This is a genomic window from Bacillus sp. OK048, from assembly GCF_900103525.1.
GTDB lineage: Bacteria > Bacillota > Bacilli > Bacillales > Cytobacillaceae > Neobacillus.
On sequence record NZ_FNHN01000003.1, the window covers coordinates 116921 to 138147 of the forward strand.

General features: G+C 38.4%; 21 protein-coding genes. 5 read left to right on the plus strand and 16 right to left on the minus strand.

Translation table 11 applies throughout. The features are described from left to right. Positions 1–93 precede the first annotated feature (93 nt). Positions 94–1113 (minus strand): amidohydrolase family protein, encoded by a 1020-nt coding sequence (locus tag BLR86_RS06880; RefSeq protein ID WP_090759674.1) that lies wholly within the window; start codon positions 1111–1113, stop codon positions 94–96. Positions 1114–1154: 41 nt separating this feature from the next. After that, positions 1155–2153: a VOC family protein gene (locus tag BLR86_RS06885; RefSeq protein WP_090759676.1), complete on the minus strand. Its 999-nt coding sequence runs from the start codon at positions 2151–2153 to the stop codon at positions 1155–1157. A 253-nt stretch (positions 2154–2406) separates the two neighbouring features. Here BLR86_RS06885 and BLR86_RS26385 point away from each other — a divergent pair, with 253 nt between their 5' ends. Both BLR86_RS26385 and BLR86_RS06895 read left to right on the plus strand, forming a co-directional pair. After that, the gene (locus BLR86_RS26385) at positions 2407–2577 is read left to right on the plus strand and encodes a hypothetical protein (protein ID WP_217642365.1); all 171 of its coding nucleotides are present in this window, start codon (positions 2407–2409) and stop codon (positions 2575–2577) included. Further along, positions 2561–3349 (plus strand): IclR family transcriptional regulator, encoded by a 789-nt coding sequence (locus BLR86_RS06895; RefSeq protein WP_090759680.1) that lies wholly within the window; start codon positions 2561–2563, stop codon positions 3347–3349. The genes BLR86_RS26385 and BLR86_RS06895 overlap by 17 nt, the downstream gene beginning before the upstream one ends. Positions 3350–3509: 160 nt before the next feature. Here the strand turns inward: BLR86_RS06895 and pobA are convergent, their stop codons facing one another. From pobA to BLR86_RS06925, 6 genes are all read right to left on the minus strand, one after another. Next, on the minus strand, positions 3510–4688 hold the full coding sequence (pobA, locus tag BLR86_RS06900; RefSeq protein WP_090759681.1) for a 4-hydroxybenzoate 3-monooxygenase: 1179 nt from the start codon (positions 4686–4688) through the stop codon (positions 3510–3512). Between the two features lie 68 nt (positions 4689–4756). Next, positions 4757–5605: a DODA-type extradiol aromatic ring-opening family dioxygenase gene (locus tag BLR86_RS06905; RefSeq protein ID WP_090759682.1), complete on the minus strand. Its 849-nt coding sequence runs from the start codon at positions 5603–5605 to the stop codon at positions 4757–4759. Between the two features lie 140 nt (positions 5606–5745). Next, entirely contained in the window at positions 5746–5931 is a 186-nt protein-coding gene (locus BLR86_RS06910; protein WP_090759684.1) for a 4-oxalocrotonate tautomerase, read from the minus strand. A 34-nt stretch (positions 5932–5965) separates the two neighbouring features. Continuing rightward, complete coding sequence (locus BLR86_RS06915) at positions 5966–6748, minus strand: 2-keto-4-pentenoate hydratase (RefSeq protein ID WP_090759686.1); 783 nt, start codon at positions 6746–6748, stop codon at positions 5966–5968. Between the two features lie 47 nt (positions 6749–6795). Continuing rightward, on the minus strand, positions 6796–7572 hold the full coding sequence (locus BLR86_RS06920; RefSeq protein WP_090759689.1) for a 2-keto-4-pentenoate hydratase: 777 nt from the start codon (positions 7570–7572) through the stop codon (positions 6796–6798). Between the two features lie 17 nt (positions 7573–7589). Continuing rightward, complete coding sequence (locus BLR86_RS06925) at positions 7590–9053, minus strand: aldehyde dehydrogenase (RefSeq protein ID WP_090759691.1); 1464 nt, start codon at positions 9051–9053, stop codon at positions 7590–7592. A gap of 273 nt (positions 9054–9326) precedes the next feature. On the opposite strand from BLR86_RS06925, the gene BLR86_RS06930 reads away from it, so the two are divergent. Then, complete coding sequence (locus BLR86_RS06930) at positions 9327–10262, plus strand: amidohydrolase family protein (protein ID WP_090759692.1); 936 nt, start codon at positions 9327–9329, stop codon at positions 10260–10262. 54 nt (positions 10263–10316) lie between these two features. Here BLR86_RS06930 and BLR86_RS06935 read toward each other — a convergent pair whose 3' ends face one another. From BLR86_RS06935 to BLR86_RS06950, 4 genes are all read right to left on the minus strand, one after another. Continuing rightward, entirely contained in the window at positions 10317–11627 is a 1311-nt protein-coding gene (locus BLR86_RS06935; protein ID WP_090759694.1) for a hemolysin family protein, read from the minus strand. Positions 11628–11683: 56 nt separating this feature from the next. After that, positions 11684–12097 carry a MerR family transcriptional regulator gene (locus BLR86_RS06940; protein ID WP_090759696.1) on the minus strand — a complete coding sequence of 138 codons (414 nt, stop codon included), beginning with the start codon at positions 12095–12097 and terminating at the stop codon, positions 11684–11686. Positions 12098–12232: 135 nt separating this feature from the next. Continuing rightward, positions 12233–13165, minus strand: a complete 933-nt coding sequence (locus BLR86_RS06945) for a manganese-dependent inorganic pyrophosphatase (protein WP_090759698.1) — start codon at positions 13163–13165, stop codon at positions 12233–12235. A 102-nt stretch (positions 13166–13267) separates the two neighbouring features. After that, positions 13268–13543: a sigma-70 family RNA polymerase sigma factor gene (locus BLR86_RS06950; RefSeq protein ID WP_090759700.1), complete on the minus strand. Its 276-nt coding sequence runs from the start codon at positions 13541–13543 to the stop codon at positions 13268–13270. Between the two features lie 122 nt (positions 13544–13665). Between BLR86_RS06950 and BLR86_RS06955 the strand changes: the two genes are divergently transcribed. Further along, entirely contained in the window at positions 13666–14934 is a 1269-nt protein-coding gene (locus BLR86_RS06955) for an ATP-binding protein (protein ID WP_090759702.1), read from the plus strand. A gap of 503 nt (positions 14935–15437) precedes the next feature. On the opposite strand, the gene BLR86_RS06965 is transcribed toward BLR86_RS06955, so the two are convergent. Next, positions 15438–15704: a phage holin gene (locus tag BLR86_RS06965; RefSeq protein WP_090759705.1), complete on the minus strand. Its 267-nt coding sequence runs from the start codon at positions 15702–15704 to the stop codon at positions 15438–15440. A gap of 222 nt (positions 15705–15926) precedes the next feature. On the opposite strand from BLR86_RS06965, the gene BLR86_RS06970 reads away from it, so the two are divergent. Further along, positions 15927–18017: a transglycosylase domain-containing protein gene (locus BLR86_RS06970; RefSeq protein WP_090759707.1), complete on the plus strand. Its 2091-nt coding sequence runs from the start codon at positions 15927–15929 to the stop codon at positions 18015–18017. A gap of 32 nt (positions 18018–18049) precedes the next feature. On the opposite strand, the gene BLR86_RS06975 is transcribed toward BLR86_RS06970, so the two are convergent. Genes BLR86_RS06975 through BLR86_RS06985 form a run of 3 tightly spaced genes read right to left on the minus strand, consistent with a single transcriptional unit; the run spans position 18050 to position 21224 of the window. Beyond that, positions 18050–18742 (minus strand): ECF transporter S component, encoded by a 693-nt coding sequence (locus BLR86_RS06975; protein WP_090759709.1) that lies wholly within the window; start codon positions 18740–18742, stop codon positions 18050–18052. After that, positions 18712–20364, minus strand: coding sequence for an ABC transporter ATP-binding protein (locus tag BLR86_RS06980; protein WP_090759710.1), 1653 nt, complete (start codon positions 20362–20364; stop codon positions 18712–18714). Before BLR86_RS06980 ends, BLR86_RS06975 begins: the two co-directional genes overlap by 31 nt. Then, positions 20346–21224, minus strand: coding sequence for an energy-coupling factor transporter transmembrane component T (locus BLR86_RS06985; protein ID WP_090759712.1), 879 nt, complete (start codon positions 21222–21224; stop codon positions 20346–20348). The genes BLR86_RS06980 and BLR86_RS06985 overlap by 19 nt, the downstream gene beginning before the upstream one ends. Positions 21225–21227 lie beyond the last annotated feature (3 nt).

The following is a 21227-nucleotide window of genomic DNA, read 5'->3' on the forward strand; positions in this document are numbered from 1 at the left end:
GTAGACTCTTATCTCGAGTCTACCTTTTTTGGAATAGCAAAGCCAACTTTCTCACTAAAAAGTAGTGAGGAAGTTGGCTTTTTTTAAAAAAATCTATACGGATTTAACCAATTCGTTCAATCCAAGAAAATCCATAGCATTTTGTCCTAGCATTAACCTTGCATCGGCTTCTGAAATATCCTCATGGTTGTCAATGACCTTTCCTACCGGCTTTTCACGAAGAAGGAATGGATAATCAGATCCAGCAATAATTTGCTTTGCACCAAAACGTTCAATCATGAATTTCAAATTATCTGGGTCGTATACGAGTGAATCGTAATACAGTTTTTTCGCATAGGAGCTTGGAGGATTTTTTGTATTTCGGGTCTCCGGCCAAGCTTCCCAGCCTTTATCCATTCTTGGAAGGATATATGGCAAAGACCCTCCTCCATGTGCAAAGCAAATTTTCAGATTCGGCAACTTGTCTAGCATCCCGCTCATAATGATGCTTCCGGCTGCTAACGCAGTTTCTGACGGCATTCCAACAGTATACATTGAATTGAAACGTTGCAGCCTTTCTCGTCCTAGAGTTGCCCATGGGTGGACAAAAAGTGGCACATTCATTTCTGCTGCCGCCTCAAAAAATGGATACAGGGAATCGTCATCCAGATTCAGTCCGTTTACATTGGAACCTATCTGAATCCCTTTAAGTCCGAGCTCTTTAACAGCCCTTTCCATCTCTGCTACCGCCTGTTTCACATCCTGCAGTGGAACCGTGCCCATTCCGATAAATCTGTCTGGATACTTTTTTACCACAGAAGCGATAAAATCATTTTGTGACTGGGCAAGCTCCAGGCCGGCCTGCGGATCCGACCAATATGAGAGGGTGACTGGAATCGGTGACAGCACCTGAATATCCACACCCTCCTTATCCATGTCTTCAATCCGCTTTTTGGGATCCCATGCCTGGTCAGTTATCTTCCTGAATGTTTTGCCTTGTATCTTAATTTCAGCACCACAGCTACAGGTCCTTTCAAGTATCGGAAACCGGCCATCTTCATACTTTGCTGCCAAGTCAGGAAAATCTTCGGAAATGATGTGTGTATGAAAATCAACTCGTAATTTTTTTGTCAAAGCTGAGAATCTCCCTTCTTTAAGACACCTAAACTGCCAATCTATTTCTTTATTTCTGTACCATAAGTCAAGTAGCTTTTAGGTGGTGTGCTTCCCCACATATCAAGCCCAAACGGTCCCGTTCCTGCTTGCCACTCAATTGGCTCCCAGTCTGGTGCAAAAATAAGCATTCCGCCTGTCCACAGCTCAATCCGGTTACCAGATGGCTCAAATGCATACAGGAATTGCGCCCCACTTGTACCATGCTTTCCAGGTCCCCACTCGATTTTGATGTCATTTTCAGCCATGATATTCAGTGCACGCAGTAGTTCATCCGGTGAATCTAAGAAATATGCTACATGATGGAGAAGTGCTCCTGATTGATTGCTGTTTCGCATGATCGCAATTTCATGTGCGATATTTGTTTTGCTCAACCATGAACCAAGACGAACATCCGCTTCATTTTGTATATAGTAACGATGATGGATTCCAAGGAAATTAGTCCACCATTCCTGTTCATGTGCAACATCATTCACCATCACATTTACATGGTCAAAGCGGCGAGGCGCAGCACCCTTCCCACTGTATTTCATTGGGTGACTAGGCAATTTAGAAGCAGTAAGTGGGTTCGAATACTTTTCCATTTCCCAATAAAGCTCAATAGGAATTCCAGCTGGGCTGTAGAATTTGATGGCATCACCCTGTGCGAGTTCAGTACCACCTTCTATCCAGGTATAGTCAGTTCCTGATTCTATTAACGATTTTTCGAAAGCATAAAGTGATTTTTCAGAGTTAACTCTCCAACCAAAATGGTCCAGTCCAGGTTTTTCAGCTTGATTGAGAACTAATGTGTGGTGATCCCAGTCCTGCCATGCTCGTAGATAAACTTTTCCGTCTTCCTCTGCGGTTACATGCAGGCCCAAAACCTCCGTGAAAAACCATGTAGATCTTTCCAAATTAGTCACATTGATTGATGCGTGGCCTATGTGTGCAACATTCGATAATTTAAGATCTAGTTCCGTTAGTTCTACCTCATTTTGTTTTGCATTTGAAATAGCCATCTTTTCATACCTCCAGAGTTTTATTTTGCTTTTGAGTAAATTATTTTTTATTAGAAATCGCTTACATGAATGGAAAGAAGAAATTGATTTCGATCATTCAAATAATTTACAACAAAAAAGTGACTTCCTCTTTAACTAGTTCTAATTATATGGGGTCGATGGGGCAAACAAAAGTGATGAATTCCTCTATGTGGAATGGAATTACGAAAATTTCAAAAAATCTAATTGTTTCATAGAAAGTGAATTCCTCTATGTGAAACCTGAAAGAACTTCTATGCAATTTTCTTTTAAATATTTTGTAAGCGATGCCAAAAAATGTGTACATAATCAAACTAAAATGATAGAATATTCAAAACACAACAAAGATATTCCTATATATGGAACAGCTAAAGAAAGGGGAATGGAAAATGTCTGTGAAAAGTAATAATCCACAAATTCTCTCATCCGTCAGTAATGCACTTCGTATTCTCAAAAGTTTTTCTACATTTGAACCAACACAAAAGGTTGGTGACCTCTCAGTTTCTCTCGGTCTTGCAAAAAGTACTGTAAGCCGTTTACTTACTACACTTGCTCATGAAGGTTTTGTTATAAAAGATAAAAACACTGGCAAGTATAAACTTGGAATATCAGTATTGACACTTGGCGGTATCGTTACAAATAACTTGGAAATCCATAAAGAGGTATCACCACTACTATCTAAATTAGTGCATGATACCGGGGAAACAGCACATTTATCGGTTCTGGACGGTCTGGAGACAATCTATATACATAAAGAAGAATGCAGCCACCCGGTTCGAATCCTCACACATCTGGGGAGAAAGAATCCATCATACTGCACAAGTTCTGGGAAAGTACTGCTTGCTTTTGATGAAAATAATCTAGTTGAAGAGGTAATCAAAGCAGGTTTGCATGCATACACAAGCAAAAGTATTATAGATCCCGATAAGTTACGGAAGGAATTGGAGTTAATCAACAAAAGAGGATATGCAATTTGTACCGAGGAATTAACAGTAGGAACAAGATCCGTGTCAGCACCGATTCGGGACTATACTGGGAAGGTTGTATCAGCTATAAATGTGGTCGGTCCTCTCCAACGCATGATGGATTATAAAGTGCCAGATATCGCTAAAAAGGTTATGAATGCAGCCAAGGAAGCATCTGAAAGGATGGGGTATGATAAGCGATTTTTAGGTTAGATATAAGGTATTAGGGTCGTTCGCGAACTTTGGGTTACTGGTATAAATTTGCGCATAACCCCCAGCACGTTAACGCTTTAGCGAACTGGGGGTCAGGGCTTCTAGCCCTTATCTCCTACTAAAGTGTAGTTAATCGAATATTAAAACCCTCTTACTATTTCTACCATTCCATTGGTAATCCAACATAGTTTTCTGCAAGACTTGTTGATGCTGACTTTGATGAAATGACATAATCCAATTCTGCTAGTTGAATGCCGGCGTTAAATGGACTATGGTCGAAATTCCGATGTAGCATCGTAGTCATCCAATAGGAAAAACGCTGAGCTTTCCATACACGGCGAACACAAATTTCAGAATACCGATTGAGTAGCTCTTCCTTGCCAGATTGATAGAATTCATTGATCCCTCGAGCTAAAACTTGGATGTCAGCTGCGGCTAAATTAAGTCCTTTTGCACCTGTTGGAGGCACTATATGGGCCGCATCTCCTGCAAGAAACAATCTGCCATATTGCATGGTTTCACAGACAAAACTGCGCATTGAAACGATATTCTTTTGAATAATTGGTCCGTCTTGTAAGATCCAGCCATCTGCCATATCAACCCTTGCATGCAGCTCCGTCCAAATACGATCATCTGACCAATTTGCGATATCATCCTTAGGGTCAACCTGGATATAGTGACGTTGAATTTCAGGTGATCTTGTGCTTAGAAGTGCAAATCCTCTTTCATGGTGCGTATATATTAATTCAGGGTTTACAGGTGCTGTTTTCGCCAATATTCCAAGCCAACCAAATGGATAGATTTTTTGTTTCTCTGATCGAACATCAGCTGGAATGGCTTTACGGCTAGGTCCATGGAAACCATCACATCCTGCGATAAAATCACACGTTAATTCCTGCAACTCATCACCATGGCGGAATTGAATTTTCGGTGTAGATGTTTCAATATCATATAGACTAACATCACTAACATCAAAGAAGATTTTTGCACCAGCTTGGAGACGAGCGGCTACTAAATCTTTAATTACTTCATGCTGGGCATAGACGGTTATTTCTTTTCCACCTGAAAGCTCATGTAAATCAATCCGGTGCCGTTTACCTTTAAATTGTAATTCAATACCGCGATGAACATGACCTTCCTTCATCAACCGCTCTCCCACACCTGTTGCCTTTAATAGATTTACTGTGCCCTGCTCTAACACACCTGCACGAATGGTACCCTCAATTTCCTCCCGAGAACGAGATTCAAGAATAATAGATTCTATCCCTTGTAAATATAATAAATGAGAAAGCAATAGCCCTGCAGGACCTGCACCAATAATCCCAACCTGTGAACGCATATAATCATCCCTCCTATATAATAAAGACTGTAGGAAGATACTTTAGTAAATTCCTACAGCCTTTTTCTTTATTTAACATATTCGCTATCTGCTTCAGCCTCTATCTTGACTGACTTTTTATTCCCAAAAGTAACCATGGCATTCCAACTTCCAGAAGACTGTCCGTCTGCTAAATAGGTTGGTTCCCATCCATCTTCAATCATGCTAAATAGCATTGCAAGGTGACGACCACCGGATTCTACTTTTGCAAACCTTGCATATTGTGGAAGCATATCATATGCTGCTTGATAATCTTTATTCATGATGTACTCCACAAATTGCTTATCCATTGCATGTTCCGTTACAGTTGGCTTATTATGTCTTCCCCGGACTAGATTATGAGATAATGCACCACTTGAAACAAAAACTATCTTTTTCTCACTCTCTCGTAAAACCTTGGCAATGACTTGCCCCCATTTATTCGTTTCTTCTAAACTAGCTGCTAATGTAACGGATAAATTAATGACAGCGATATCTTCATTCGGAACAAGGTAACGTAAAGGAACCACACTTCCGTAATCCCATAAATAATAAGGATCATTTACACCTTGCACTTGAAGTCCAGCATCCTCCCCAGCTTTTACCAATCGATTAGCTAATTCTTCATCACCTGGCCAATGATAGGGAACATCTCTAATCAAGTCCGGCGCTTCGAATGCCGTAAGGATTCCTTTGTGAACCGGCGTGCAATCAACATAATGAAAAAAGGTCGATGGCCAATGGCAAGACACTAATACGAGCACATCAGGTTTGATTGCTTCAATCTCCTTGGCCACTTCTTTCATAGCGGATACCATATCCTTTTGGAATTCAGGGACATCTTTTTCGTGACAAATACTTGGGACATGCGGGGCCAACATACTTAATTCAATTGTCATATGAACCTCCTTAAATATTATCTTAGGTTGGCGAGCGCTTACATCTATGGATATTAAAAAAATTCAGTACCTTTTATAACAGTCAGTGGTATGAGCAGGATGGATACCACCTTACTGCCCATACCCTGTTCGTAAATATTCTATCTCTCGGACATCGGTTTTCCAGCTTTTCCCCAGTGCGTTTTCGGAATCTCGGTAACAATTACTCTTATATTCTCTTTTGGAGCATCTAATGTTTCTGAAACAGTGTTGGTTATATTTTGAATTACTTCTGCGATCTTCTCTTTTGGTCTTCCTTCCATCATTTGTACGTTAATGATTGGCACCCGTAACCCCTCCTGCGCTAAAAACTTCTAACTTTTAATCCGTAACCGTAAAGGTCACTTCACCTAAACCATCAAATTTTCCGCTTACGACATCTCCGTATTTCAACATGACTGCACCGGTAATTCCACCAGTTAAAATAACATCTCCTTTACGCACCTTGTCCCCTCTTCTTGAGAGCATATTTGCGAGCATTGCAACAGAATTAGCTGGGTGCCCTACGACTGCAGCTCCTGCTCCTAAATCCTTTATCTCTCCATTTATTGATAAGGTAACGCCAACTAAATCCAACTCAAATTGCTCTGGTTTTTTAAGAGTTGTACCAAATACAACCCTTGAGGTAGATGCATTATCAGCAATAACATCCGGTAAGGCAAAATTAAAATTTTCATAACGGCTATCAATGATCTCTAATGCTGGAAGCACATATTGAGTTTTTGATAAAACTTGGGTACCTGTCACACCTGGGCCTTCTATATCTTCTCCAATTACAAAAGCAATTTCTGCTTCCACTTTTGGATGGATTTGCTCATGTAGTGGAACCTGACCGCCATTTTCAATTAGCATATAGTCAAATACATATCCATAAATGGGTTCGTTAACATTCATTTGCTTCATTTTCGCATGACTGGTTAAGCCCATCTTGGGTCCAACCATTCTTTTTCCTTCATTTAACTTAATATTGACAAGTTCTTGCTGAACAAGATAAGCTTCTTCAACGGTTAAATCGGGCTTCAAATTTGCTGTTATTTTGACAACTTCTCGCTTTTCAACTTCAGCGGAAACCAAATATTCTGCTAACTCTTTAAATTGACTCATTACTGTTCCTCCTCATCCAAATACACTTTGCTTTCATAAAATCGTTATTAAAAACGAACACTTACTTGCCCGATATGAGCAAATCTTGCCGTAAACGTATCACCTATTGTTGCAACTTCTGCTGCAGAAAGTGCACCAGATAGAATCACTTCACCTGCACGAAGTGGAATATCAAATTCTGATAATTTATTGGCTAACCATGCCACGCAGCTTGCTGGATTTCCTAATGCTGCTGCCCCAACACCGGTATTGACAAGCTCTCCGTTCTTAGTAAGAACCATACCAATTAATTCAAGATCAATATCTTCGATTTTGGTTGGCTTACCACCGAGTACGTAATATCCAGATGAAGCATTGTCTGCAACAGTATCTACAAGTTTGATTTTCCAATCCTTCACACGACTGTCAACGATTTCAAGTGCTGGAACAACATAATCTGTGGCTTGTAGAACGTCCAAAGTGGTAACATTCGGTCCTCTTAATTCCTTTTTTAAAATAAAAGCAATTTCAGCTTCCACCTTAGGCTGGAGTACATCTTCGATAGAAATCCTTCCACCGTTTTCCACTACCATGCTATCGAGTAAATGCCCATAATCCGGCTCGCCAACTCCAAGCAGATTTTGCATGGCTTTTGAAGTTAAGCCAATTTTTTTACCGACGATTTTCTGTCCCTGCTCCAGTTTCTTATTAATATTTTCAAGTTGAATAGAGTAGGCTTCTTTCACAGTCAGTTCCGAATCTATTGAAGTAAGTGGTGCAGTCCCTACTTTTGTAGCCTCTGCTTCTGCTAATTGTGCAGCATATTGTTTTACTTTATTGGTCACTTGTCTTACTCCCTTTCCTAGAGCTTTATGGTGATATTGGATAATTCCGAGTAAAAATCAATACTATGCATGCCGCCTGTTCTACCGATTCCACTATGTTTCATCCCCCCGAATGGAGTCCGAAGGTCACGTAAGAACCAGGTGTTCACCCAAATAATCCCAGCCTCAATTTGATGGGCTACTCTGTGTGCACGTCTTAGGTCATTTGTCCAAATCGTTGCACTTAATCCGTAATGTGTATCGTTTGCCTGCATGATCACTTCTTCTTCCATATCAAATGGCATGACCGTTACAACAGGTCCGAAAATTTCTTCGCGAACACAGCGTGAATTTCTATCTAGTCCAGTAATAATCGTTGGTTCTAAATAAAAACCCTTTTCAAAGCCTTCGGGACGTTTACCTCCTGCGAGGATGGTTGCTCCATCGTTTCTTGCAATTTCAATATAGCTGTTGACACGGTCATAATGCTCTTTGCTAATTAATGCACCTACTTTGGAATCGCTGTTAAGTGGGTGGCCGACCTTTAATGTTTTTACCTTCTCAACAAATTTAGCTAAGAATTCTTCATACACAGGACGTTCTACATAAATACGTGATCCGCATAAACACACTTCGCCTTGATTGATAAAACTAGATTTAAGCGTTGTTTCGATGACCTCATCCAAATCAGAGTCAGCAAAAATAATGTTAGGATTTTTTCCACCCAATTCAAAGGAAAGCTTTTTCAATGAAGCCGCAGCAGATTTCATAATTGCTGTCCCTGTACTTGGCTCACCAATGAAGGAAATGGCATCCACATCTGGATGTTCTGTAATCGCTCCACCTGCAGAATTTGGACCGAAGCCATGAACAAGGTTTACCACTCCATCAGGAACTCCAGCTTCTTTACATATTTCCATTAAAACGGTTGCAGTCATTGGCGTCCATTCAGCAGGTTTAATAACAGCTGTATTCCCCATTGCCAAACAAGGCGCTAATTTCCAAGTAAGTAATAATAATGGCAGATTCCATGGTTTAATGATTCCAACTACGCCTACGGGACGACGATACGAATAATGGATTGCCAGATCATCTTGTTGATTGGCATCTGTGTTAACGGAAATCATGTAATCTGCAAAAAAGTGGAAGTTATAAGCAGCACGCGGGATATCGATACTATTGGTTAACCAAAATGGTTTTCCCGTATCTTGAGATTCTAAGTGTGCTAATTCTTCTTGTCTTTCAAGAATCAAATCACCAATTCGGCGAATTATTTTAGAACGTTCTCCGACTGTTAACCCTTTCCATTTACCGTTTAAAGCTCTGCGTGCAGCAGCTACAGCATAGTCAACCTCTTCTTTCCCGCCTTCGGCAACTGTACCTATAACTTCTTCTGTTGCCGGGTTGATGTTTTCAAACGTTTTTTTGTCTTGAGATTCGACAAATTGACCGTTTATGAAATGTAAACAATTAATGGCTCTTACTCTAGTTTCTACTTTCATGTCTGTATTCCTCCTAGTAATCTACATTTTTTATATATTCTTAAGATTATGGTAACGGTTGCGAATTCCACATACAACTCCATTGTTTCCCTATATGCAACAACTAATAAAAATTTCAAACAAAAATTTTATTTTTACTGTATATTTAGAGATAAATCCGAATATTTTTAATTTTCTCTTTCCAATTAAGATTTTTAATGATATATTGCGGACTATAGAAGTTAAGAATTTGTATGGGTCAGCAATCTAGTTTTTATGAAAAGGAGCCTTGTTATGTACGATTTCCATACTCATTTTATTCCACCTGAAGTCATCAGCTGGCTAAAGGATCATCAAAAAATAGTTAACTCAAAGTGGATTAAAAAAGAAGAAAATAAAGATGATTTCTTAGTTGTGAATGAAAAATGGGGATTTGAGGTAAAGCAGGCCTTTATTGATGGCAGCTTGTATTTAGCTGAACAAGAAAAAGCGGGTGTTACTCATTCACTTCTTTCTCCTATACCACAACTATTCATGTATGATTTCCCTGAAGAAATTACAATGGATATTTCTTCCGTTTACAATCAAACCTTGGCACAGTGGACAAAATTAACACCTGAGAAATTATCAGCATTAGGTACTGTCCCGCTTACCAATCCTACCAAAGCAGCCTATGTCCTACGTGAAGCTATAAATCTTGGGTTAAAAGGAGTCATTATCGGTCCAGGTCTTAGCGATCGTATGTTATCAGATGAATTCTTCTCCCCATTTTTCGAAGAAGCAAACCGACAAAAAGCAATCATTTTCATTCATCCTTTATTATGTGAAGACCCTCGCTTAAAAAGAAGAATGATGCCTAATTTAATTGGTGTACCTTGGGAAACAACGGTATGTGCCACCGATCTTTTGCTAAGTGGACTCGTAGATAAATATCCGAATGTAAAGATTCTATTTGCACATGGAGGCGGCTTCCTTCCGTATCAAATAGGAAGACTCAATAAAGGGTTTGAACAATGGGACCTTGTTTCTTCCAAATTACAGGCTAAACCATCTGAATATATGAACCGTTTTTGGTATGATTCGGTTCTATGGAGTCAAGAAAGCTTGGATTTCCTGATTAAGTCAGTTGGTGAGGATCGAGTGGTCCCAGGATCCGATTATCCTTTTGACCTTTGCGTTTGGCCTCCCTTGGGTAATAACCAAACAGCTGCTCATTCATTACTAGATTAAACGTGTCTTAACTCCATAAAAAAACAAGGTGGCACCTTCCACCTTGTTTTTTGTTTATGCTATCGATTCATTTTTTAGCATTTTTACGATTTCCAGTGATTTAATATGGTATCCATCGACATCAAGGACTTTAAATTCGTAATCGCCATAATGAAGCTTATCACCTTTGACAACTTCCATTTTCTCGGAAAGAATCCATCCACCAATGGTATCCATTTCCTCCTCTTGAATGTCTAATCCAAATAAGTCATTGACTTCATCGATTCGCACTTTACCGTCAACAACGGTTTTGTTTTCACTGATTTTGTTGATTTCTGGTACTTCGTCTTCATCAAATTCATCACGAATTTCGCCGACGATTTCTTCTAAGATATCTTCGACCGTCACTAATCCTGCCGTACCGCCATATTCATCCATTAATATAGCCATATGCACACGTTCTTTTTGCATCTTAACTAATAAATCATGGATCGCAATGGATTCGATGACCTGAATCACCGGACGGGTATATTCATCAATAGATGTATCTAAGTTTTTCCCACTAATATAATCTGTCAATACTTCTTTCATGTTCAACATACCGACGATGTTATCTTTCTCACCATCAATGACAGGATATCTTGTATAATTTTCTTTTTTAACAATCTCGAGACATTCTGCTATGGTTTGTGCTTTATCGAATGCAACAATTTCAGTACGGGGCACCATAATTTCTTTAGCAATCCGGTCATCAAATTCAAAAATATTGTTCACATATTTATATTCAGACTGATTGATTTCACCGCTCTTGTAACTTTCAGAGATAATCATTTGGAGCTCTTCCTCCGAATGGGCTTCCTCATGTTCTGATGCTGGTTTTAATCCAAAAGCACCGACAATTACTCGAGCCGAACCATTTAATACTTTAATAAAAGGATACATGATTTTATAAAAAATAATCATTGGTTTAGAAAAAATCAATGTAACTGCCTCCGCCTTATGGATGGCAATTGTTTTAGGCGCAAGTTCCCCCACTACTACATGTATAAAGGTTACAGATGCAAAAGCAATGATAAAGGACAAGATTCCTGCGGCTGATTCTGGAATGTTAAAATGAGTAAACAATGGACGAAGTAAATGTTCAACTGTCGGTTCACCCAACCAACCTAATCCTAAAGCGGTTACAGTGATACCTAATTGACAAGCTGATAAATATTCATCTAAATTTGATACGATTGTCTTAGCTGCAATTGCTTTTTTATTGCCTTCTGCTACTAGCTGATCAATTCTTGTACTTCGGATTTTTACAATGGCAAATTCGAAAGATACGAAGAATGCCGTACAAGCAATTAAAATAGCAATTACAATCAAGTTTATAATGGTCAATAGTCTCCTTACTTTAAAGAGAAAAGTAAGGAATACACCTCCTGGTTTTTGTAAAATTAACTAAGTAATAATAATAAGGTTTGAGCTAATGGTACACCTTGCGAAGATAGTTTAGTAACGACCATTTCTTTTTGATTTTGATTTAATTTTTGTAGAATGGGTTCAATCGTTTCAATTTCTTCTTTAAGGTGGTGCATTAATATCCCAATTTGTTCAAAGTGCTTTTCAACTTTTTGTTTGTCAATGCAGTCCTCAGTCTTAATTAGTTCAATGGAAGATTTAATCTCTTCAAGCGGCATATTAAGATTTTTATAGTGTTCAATTAAGTTCATAATTTGAATGCAATCTTCTCCATACAATCGATAATTAGAATCCGTCCGAACTGGGTTTAGTAAGCCAATTTGGGTGTAATAATCGATTGTTCTTTTCGTAAGATTCATTAATTTAGCTAACTCGCCGATACGATACAACTTCCCAACTTAGCCACCCCTTTCTATGATTATATAAATATACCATAACCTAAAGTGTACAGTCAACGTACCAGTTCTACCTGTACCACATAGCAAAAAACCGTTCTGCGCATAACAAGAACGGTTTTTCGATTATTAATTTTGATTGAATATATCAGTTAATACTGGAACGATTTGTTTTTTACGAGAAACAACACCCTTTAAAACAGCTGTGTTATTATTTAAGGTAACATTGTAGGCTTTTTCGACAGCGCTTGTTTTACTTCCTAATGCTAAACCGACAGAATCATTTGTTAGGATATCCGTCACCACGAATAAGAATAAATCAAGGTTCTTTTCTTCAATGTTCTTTGAAATCGCCGCTTCAAGTTCAGCTTGGCGAGCAAGAACTTCCGCCGTATCCACAGCATTTACTTGCGCAATTTCAACCTTACTTGAACCCATTTCGAATTCTTTTGCATCAAGCGTGATTAATTGTTCAATCGTTTTGTCACTTAAATCTGCGCCAGCCTTCAGCATTTCTAAACCATAGCTATCTGCATCGACACCAGCAATTACAGCTAATTCTTTTGCAGCTGCAACGTCTTCTGCTGTGCAAGTTGGCGATTTAAATAGCAATGAATCAGAGATAATCGCAGACAGCATAAGTCCAGCGATTTCTTTTTTGATTTCCTTGCCGTTTTCTTTATACATTTTATTTAAGATGGTAGCTGTACAGCCCACAGGCTCACAACGGTAATACAATGGATCACTTGTCTCAAAGTTCGCAATTCGGTGATGATCGATTACTTCTAAAACACGAACATCACTAATATCATTGGCACTTTGCTGGCGCTCATTGTGATCAACTAAAATAACTGAATTTACTTCAGCTGCAACATTTTCAACCAAACGAGGAACTTCAACATTAAAATAAGAAAGTGCATATTGCGTTTCACCATTCACGCTACCAAGACGGATTGGTTCCACATCCATTCCAAGTTGTTTTTTCAAATCAGCATAAGCAATCGCAGAACAAATCGTATCTGTGTCAGGATTCTTATGACCGAAAATAAGTACTTTTTCCATTGTTATTACTCCTAATCGTATTAAATTATGTAGGACAAAATTTTTGACCCTATTGCAAATTATATATTATTCCTTTTAATGTTTCAAAAAATATAATAGGCTTTAAAAATGTAAGCCTTGTTTTTCAGCAGCAGCTCTTATCCTTTTTAGCGCCTGTGAATGAAGCTGGGAAACCCGCGATTTATGCACATCCAAAGTTGCTGTTGGTTTTCGCAGTAAAGATTGCTCTAATGTCTCCCATGCTTCTCGAATCATTTTTTCTTTTTTACGTAATGTTCTAGAAACATGGTCTGTCTGTCGTAACCCATCGAGGATGGCTCCACGAATTCGTTGTGCAGCATACGTTTCAAACTTTACTCCTTGGCTTTTACTCGTCAATTTTTAAGATTTCCAGTTTTCTTATATTCCCTATTTCGCTACTTTTTAGTAGTATAGACCTTATAACTATATTTTTGGTGAAAATCTAGGAAACTTCCCACCTAAAAGAACAGGAGAAGCAAATGCAGAAAACAAAATTGGTATTCCTGTACTTAATTGGCAGTTTGATATGGCTATACGCAACTAATTATATTCTCGTACATTTTATTCCTTCATCCCTTAATCATTTTGTCGAACGCGGAAAAGAGATTTTCTATATTCTTGTCACAGGCGGAATTTTTTATTTTTTCATCCTAAAAAAAGAAGAGCTTGATACCACAAAAGAGCAAGAAAAACGTCTATCGACCCTAATAAACTCAATGGTTGATTTTGTGAATTTTAAAGATGGTGATGGCCGCTGGATTAAAGCAAATGACTTTGGGCTAAAGCTATTTCAGCTTGAGAATGTCGATTATCTTGGAAAAAAAGACTCTGAATTAGCTAAATACACAGAGTTTTATGCAGAAGCACTTAATTTTTGTGAAACATCCGATGAAGAAACGTGGGATAGAGGAACTGTTACACGCTGTGAAGAGGTGGTACCACTCCCAGATGGAACATCGAAAATCTTCGATACCATTAAAGTCCCGCTGTTTCATGAGGATGGAAGCAGAGAAGGATTGGTGATTATAGGCCGGGATATTACTGCATTAAGACAAACAGAAGAGCGTCTTAGCAGAACCGAAAAGCTTTCTGTTGTCGGCGAATTATCTGCCAGTATCGCCCATGAGATTAGAAATCCACTAACCTCATTAATAGGGTTTGTCCAGTTATTGCAAAAGGAAGATGATCAACACCAAGTTTATTACCAAATTATGTTAGATGAATTAAATCGAATCAACCACATCGTTGGTGAACTCTTGCTTTTAGCCAAACCACAGCATTTAAAGTACACAAAAGCAGCCATTCAAAAGATTTTAAAAGATGTCATTTCATTATTAGCCGTCGAAGCAACCCTTTATAATGTACAAATTGAGTTTGATTTTCCAAAAGAAGATATCATACTTGAATGTGAACCAAATCAGTTAAAGCAACTGTTTATAAATTTAATAAAAAACGCAATTGAAGCGTCGAAAAGTGATAGTAAAATATCGATTAATCTCAAATTAACTGAACATGAAACAATAGCCATATCGGTGAAGGATACTGGCTGCGGAATTTCCAAGGAACGGTTACAAAAAATGGGTGAACCTTTCTATTCATCAAAAGAGAAAGGGACAGGCCTGGGCTTAACAGTCAGTTATAAAATTGTTCAATCCCACAAGGGTACTATAGTTTTTGACAGTGAACTAGGCCTTGGTACCACAGTCAACATTACCTTTCCAATCGTACAGGATACCTCAATTGCATAGATTCATCCAAAAGTGTAATCATAAAAAAAACCTTTATCAGCCGATAAAGGTTTTTTTATAAATATGGTTCCCCTAATGCGATCTTATTTTATGAGTATATTTTTGCCAAACTTCTCTAAGATGTAATCGAGTTAAAAAGCTATTAGCAAATGTAATTCTATTATTCACTAGTTTTGTTTTTCTTTCTTTTCGTCCATAAACATATCGATTCCAAAAAAAGTAGACGGACTCCTCTAGGATAATAAAAAGGATGTATAGTATAAATGCCCAACCAATCCAATTCCACATATTAGAACCCCTTTCCAAGTGGATTACTTACTTTAATCCACAAAGTTTACTAATCTTGAAGAAAAAATCTATTCTTATATGATTGTTATCTTAATTATACCTTCTACACAATCGAAAATTCAGAAGTTTCAATCTCCTTTTATTTACAATTATCTACAAAAAAAAGAAACACGCTTAACAATACCAACAATGGTCTGCCAAGCGTTTTGTCTATATTAGTTTGGTTCTTTATACGATTTTGCTCGTGCGCTATCGCTCATACCTTTTGTTGTTGGGTCTTGTACAAGCCCCATCATCGAAAGTAAAATGAACAGTGCATTAACAAAAGTTAAAATGGATTGCTGAATCGCATCAGATAGTTGTAAGTCAGTAATCCCTAAGGCATTTAATCCTCCCAAGACCATTTGCGCAACAATCATTAGTTGTGCAACAAATGCTATAACCCAGCTACGATTTTTAAAGCGGACCTTCCAGTTAATCATTCTCTCATCCCCTTCATATGTTTTAAATTTCCTTTTTACTAACTTATGCTTGGACTTAAAATGATTGTCCGCTATTATCACAGAATCCAAAATTAAACTTCTCTTTCCATTATTTCGTGCAGCTATAATGGTTGTTCAACATGAAAGGCTATAATTGGTGTTTTTTCGCTAAAAAAATTATAATGAATAAAACAAAAATCCTTTTGTAGGAAAGGAGAACACATGGAGAAATTACACCCATTTAGGGAAATGATTATAAGGTTTTGGAAAAAGAAGCACCTTACCCAGCTATTTTTATTGATGATTCTACTTGCTGTCCTCGTTACCATCGTCTATTTTGGCTGGCTTGCGATGAGGGCTAATGTCCAAACTTTAAAAGAAGGGCTAAGCCAACCGACCGTCATCTATGATCATGAAGAAAAAGTCGCCACAAATGTTGCGACAAATCGAACAGCAGGTATTAAGATTGAGGAACTCCCAAAATATGTTCCAGATGCAGTTGTTGCCATCGAAGATGAACGCTTTTATCAGCATCATGGTTTTGATATAAAAGGGATCACGAGGGCTCTTTTTAACAATTTATTTGCCGGAGAAATAACCGGTGGCGGCAGTACGCTTACTCAGCAGCTAGCTAAAAACGCCCTGCTGTCACCTGAACAAACCTATAAGCGAAAGGCTGAAGAATTATTTTTAGCGGTCAAAATTGAGAAGGTTTATAAAAAAGATGAGATCCTCCAAATGTACTTAAATCAAGTTTATTTTGGCTCGGGTGCATGGGGAATTGGAAATGCCTCCAAGAGATATTTTAATAAACCAATTAATGAAGTTACCGTCAGTGAGGCAGCATTACTCGCTGGCTTACTGCAATCACCTAATTACCTTGACCCCACAAAAAACTATGACGTGGCAATAAACCGGAGAAATGTTGTCCTTGGTAAGATGAAAGAACTTGGTTTCATTAATGAAGAACTATATACTGCCGCAAAAAACGAACAAATAAAGATTACTATTGGCAAAGGAAGCATTGTCGAGCGGAAATTCCCTTATTATGTTGATGCCGTTTTAAATGAAGCAATTTCTAGATACGGTTTGACGCAGGAAGTGATTTTAACGCGAGGCTATCGCATATATACCGAATTAGATCAAAACCTCCAAACAGGGCTCGAAAAGGTCATTAACAATAAATCTCTCTTCCCGAAAGGAAAAGGAGATCAGATCTCCCAAACCGGGTCGGTTCTTATCGATCCAGCAACGGGAGGAGTGTTAGCACTTGTAGGTGGCCGTGGTGAGCATGTGTTTAGAGGTTTTAACCGTGCTACCCAATTAAGAGCCCAGCCTGGCTCTACCATTAAGCCACTTGCCGTTTATACACCAGCCCTTGAGGAAGGTTATACCTTTAATTCAGAGCTCGTTGATGAGTCTACTTCTTTCGGTGATTACAAGCCAGAAAATTTCTCAAAAACCTATCAAGGGAAAGTTCAACTGTATAAAGCGTTGGAGGAATCATTAAATATCCCAGCGGTTTGGCTCTTAAATGAGATTGGACTCCAAAAAGGTTTAGAGTCGCTTAAAAGCTTTGGATTGCCCATCGAAAAAGAAGATAACAACCTGGCTATAGCTTTAGGAGGTATGAGCAAGGGGATATCTCCGCAGCAATTAGCCAATGCGTTCTCTGTTTTTCCAAATGGCGGCAAGCGTCATGACAGCCATCTGATTACGAAAATTGTCGGTCCAACTGGAAATATTATTGCGGAACACGATCAGAAAACGACAAAGGTGACTTCTAAGGAAATTGCTGATGATATGACATCCATGCTTCTTAATGTGATAGAATCTGGAACTGGTAAAAATGCTCATATCCCGGATGTACAACTTGCCGGGAAAACAGGTTCTACCCAGCTCCCTTTTACTGATATTAGCGGGACGAAAGACCAATGGATGGTCGGCTTTACTCCTAATTTGGTTGGGGCCATTTGGATTGGTTATGATCAAACCGACCGTGAACATTATCTTCCAAGCAGCAGTTCAGGAAATGTGGTGCCACTTTTCAAAGAAATCATCAAAGAATCATTACCATATAGACAAAATGAACAGTTTGATGTCCTTTCGGTTAATGATCAATTAGCTGGGAAAGTTCAATCAAGAGAAGAGATGAAAAAACGGGCTGAGAAAATTAGCAAGGAATTGAACGAAAACGCTCAAAAACTTGGAGAAAAGCTTCAAGAACAAGCCCCAGTTTGGAAAAAAGGCTTAGAGGATGCTTTTTACTCAATTGGAAAAAGCATTGATTCGCTTATTCAGAAATTTAAATGACAAAAGGAATAGCACGCCGGCGGCGTGCTATTTTAATCAAGTAAACCATATTTCACTTTAAATCTTGTTAAATTTTTCATCCATATATCCCCAAATAAAAGCAAGAAGAAAACATTGGATACGGAATGCATCGAATCGAATAATGAGCTGCCAGCAAAGTACATCAATACTGCCTCAAAGGTAAGCGATGTACCTGATTGGGTTAAGGCTAGTAATCCCCAAAGGTTCATGATCCAACCGAATAAAAAACCCCAGATGATACCAAAGATGATTTTACCAAAAGTACTATTCAAGAGCTTTGTTTTTCGCAGCATACCAGCGGTTAACCCCACTAATCCCCATGCAAGCATTTGCCAAGGTGTCCAAGGTCCTTGACCGAGAATCATGTTTGATGAAAGAGCCGCAACCGCGCCAATAACTAATCCGCTTTCTGCTCCAAATACAAGACCTGACATCATAATAACAAATGTCGTTGGCTGTACACTTGGAATACTAGCAAATGGAATCCTGCCTACTGCAGCAATCGATGCAAGTACCGCTAAAAGTACAAGTTCCCTCGGTTCAATCTTTCTCTTTTCAAAGCGAACAAGAAAAAACAAAATGGAAATGAAAATGAACCCGATACTAAACCACAAGTAATGATCTTCCCATAGGAAAGAGAAAATTAACAGCATACAGCCTAGTAGAACAAGAATTATCGTCGCAAAGGTTCTACTGGAGCGCATTGCTTCAAAACCTCCTCAACTGTGATCAGTGAGTAATCTGGTATATGACGAAATAGCCTTTGAATCATCGTGGAATAAAAGAAATTTCCTTTAAAGAAGTTTTCAGGTGTCTCCTCGGAGGTAATTGTACCTTGGAACATCATTCCACATTTCGAAGCATGCTGGGCTGCGAATTCAATATCATGCGTTGACATGATGATCGTAACTCCGTCCGAACGTAAGTCGTGAAGAATATCTGCTAAATTTTCCTTTGAAAGTGGATCTAAGCCTTTTGTCGGCTCATCAAGTAACAGGATTTCTGGCTTTCGCAGTAATATACAGGCCATCGCCGATTTTTGAAGCTCCCCGCCACTCAAATCATATGGATGACTTTTTACTAAATGGGCAATTCCAAGTTTTTCAATCAGAACATCTTTTTCTTCTTCATTCGTTAATCCCCATTTTTCGATTGTATCCTTCATTTCCATTTCCACTGTATCCTGAATGAAGAATAGCTTTGGATTTTGGGGTAAATATCCGATTCGCTTCGTAAACTCATTATTCTTCCATGATTTCACTTGTTTATCATGAAAAAATATCTTCCCCTGTTCCGGCTTAAATAGACCACACAGTACCTTTAAAAAGGTAGATTTACCTGATCCATTTCCACCTAACAGAGCATAGAAATCTTTCTTTCTCAAGGAAAAATTAAGTTCCTTTAATACGTCATCCGCTTTTCTATCGTATCGATAAAAGAGATTTTTCACTTTTATTACTTCATCTTTATCTGGATTTGATCCCTTATTTTGATGGTTCGGATGAATAAACAATGTCTCTTGTTCCGTCCAGCTTCTGCCTTCTTTTACCGTTAACGGTACACTTCCTTTTCCGTTCAAACTAAAAAACAAGGATGGGATACTTGGTACAAACGTTTTAAATGGTGAATCCCAAAGTTTAGTTAAAACTGATTTAGGTTCTCCTTCCATTTGCATTTGTCCATGGTCCATCATAAGGATCCGATCAGCCAATGTGAAAACTTCCTCCAGACGATGTTCGGCAATGATAATAGTCATACCGAATTCCTCATTCAGTCTTTTAAGCATATCTAAAAACTCTCTAGCACTCACAGGATCTAATTGAGCAGTTGGCTCATCCAAAAGTAAAACATCTGGCTGCATCAAGAGAACAGACGCTAAGTTAATCTGCTGCTTTTTTCCTCCAGACAATTCATGCGTTTTCCTGTCCAAAAGGGATTCAGCACCAAAAAAGTTTACCATTTCTGCCACTCTGTTTCGCATTTCGTTCGTAGATAGTCCGATATTTTCTAGACCGAAAACCATTTCATGGAGCACATCATCCGCTACTACTTGGTTTTCAGGATCTTGAAAAACATAGCCAATTTGACTAGATAATCCATTCATCTCTTCTTGTGGCTTGCCCTGAAAAAGTATCTCTCCTGAAAAACTGCCATGAGGTTTGATTTCTTTCTTTAGCAGCTTTAGTAAGGTGCTTTTTCCAGATCCAGATGGTCCAATTAGAACGACAAATTTGCCTTTTTCAATTTTAAGTGAAAGGTCAAGAATGGCAGGCTCTGAACTATTTGGATATGTAAACGTAACATGGTTTAATTCAATAAACGCCATTTGAACATTTCACCTGCTTCAACTAATAATGGAAAACTCAAAAATAAACCATATAAAATTAATAGACTAACATCAACTGTAGATAACTGCCAGGCTTCCATAACTGGATATATCGTTAATACACCGTAACCATTATGTCTGCCTGCAGCTAACCCGACAAACATAGTAAATAAAATGATTAAGGCGACGGTATCTTTTCTACGAAAATGAAAAAATTCATAGGTTGACCGCCGCCCTTTTCCATATCCTCTTGCTTTCATCGAGTCGGCTGTTTGAATAGCCTCCTCTAACGAATATACTAACAATGCTTGAACATAAAGCATCCCTGTCCTTGCTCTTGTCCGCCATTTACCCTGATTCACACTCATTCCTTTGCTTTTTTGAATCAGTATTATTTCTTCCAATCTTCTTCTCATTAACGGTATGAATCGTAATGTCAGCATGAGTAGAATCGCAAATTGAGGCAGAAATTTTGAAAACAGAAATAATAGCTTATTAGGTGTCATGATATAGTTATATGATATAAAGATGGCAATTACACTAATGATCGAAAGTGCGTTCATCCCGCCATAAACAAGCGCTTCTAACGTTATCCGGTGTTCCCAAATAACGAATAAAACATGCCTGCCTCTTTCGTTAAAAATAGGATTCATTAGCACAATTATCACTACGATTGACAACATTAAAAACAGCCAGCTTTTCATCCCTTTTAAGCGGTCATGAAGATAGTTAATAGCCAAAATAACTAAAAAACCAAAACATAAAAAAACAGGATGGAGCATGAACAGGAGAAGCGATAATGAGCCCAGATAATAGAAGAAAGTTACAAGCGGATGATAACGCTCAAAAGTGATTTTCATAAT

Bases quoted from the DNA above. Each gene is read 5' to 3' on its own strand.
- BLR86_RS06980 (WP_090759710.1), bottom strand. From the start codon at position 20,364: ATGGCGTTTATTGAATTAAACCATGTTACGTTTACATATCCAAATAGT.
- BLR86_RS06985 (WP_090759712.1), bottom strand. From the start codon at position 21,224: ATGAAAATCACTTTTGAGCGTTATCATCCGCTTGTAACTTTCTTCTAT.
- BLR86_RS06905 (WP_090759682.1), bottom strand. From the start codon at position 5,605: ATGACAATTGAATTAAGTATGTTGGCCCCGCATGTCCCAAGTATTTGT.
- BLR86_RS06955 (WP_090759702.1), top strand. From the start codon at position 13,666: ATGCAGAAAACAAAATTGGTATTCCTGTACTTAATTGGCAGTTTGATA.
- BLR86_RS06965 (WP_090759705.1), bottom strand. From the start codon at position 15,704: ATGATTAACTGGAAGGTCCGCTTTAAAAATCGTAGCTGGGTTATAGCA.
- BLR86_RS06915 (WP_090759686.1), bottom strand. From the start codon at position 6,748: ATGAGTCAATTTAAAGAGTTAGCAGAATATTTGGTTTCCGCTGAAGTT.
- BLR86_RS06885 (WP_090759676.1), bottom strand. From the start codon at position 2,153: ATGGCTATTTCAAATGCAAAACAAAATGAGGTAGAACTAACGGAACTA.
- BLR86_RS06970 (WP_090759707.1), top strand. From the start codon at position 15,927: ATGGAGAAATTACACCCATTTAGGGAAATGATTATAAGGTTTTGGAAA.
- pobA (WP_090759681.1), bottom strand. From the start codon at position 4,688: ATGCGTTCACAGGTTGGGATTATTGGTGCAGGTCCTGCAGGGCTATTG.
- BLR86_RS06975 (WP_090759709.1), bottom strand. From the start codon at position 18,742: ATGCGCTCCAGTAGAACCTTTGCGACGATAATTCTTGTTCTACTAGGC.
- BLR86_RS06895 (WP_090759680.1), top strand. From the start codon at position 2,561: ATGTCTGTGAAAAGTAATAATCCACAAATTCTCTCATCCGTCAGTAAT.
- BLR86_RS06925 (WP_090759691.1), bottom strand. From the start codon at position 9,053: ATGAAAGTAGAAACTAGAGTAAGAGCCATTAATTGTTTACATTTCATA.
- BLR86_RS06945 (WP_090759698.1), bottom strand. From the start codon at position 13,165: ATGGAAAAAGTACTTATTTTCGGTCATAAGAATCCTGACACAGATACG.
- BLR86_RS06930 (WP_090759692.1), top strand. From the start codon at position 9,327: ATGTACGATTTCCATACTCATTTTATTCCACCTGAAGTCATCAGCTGG.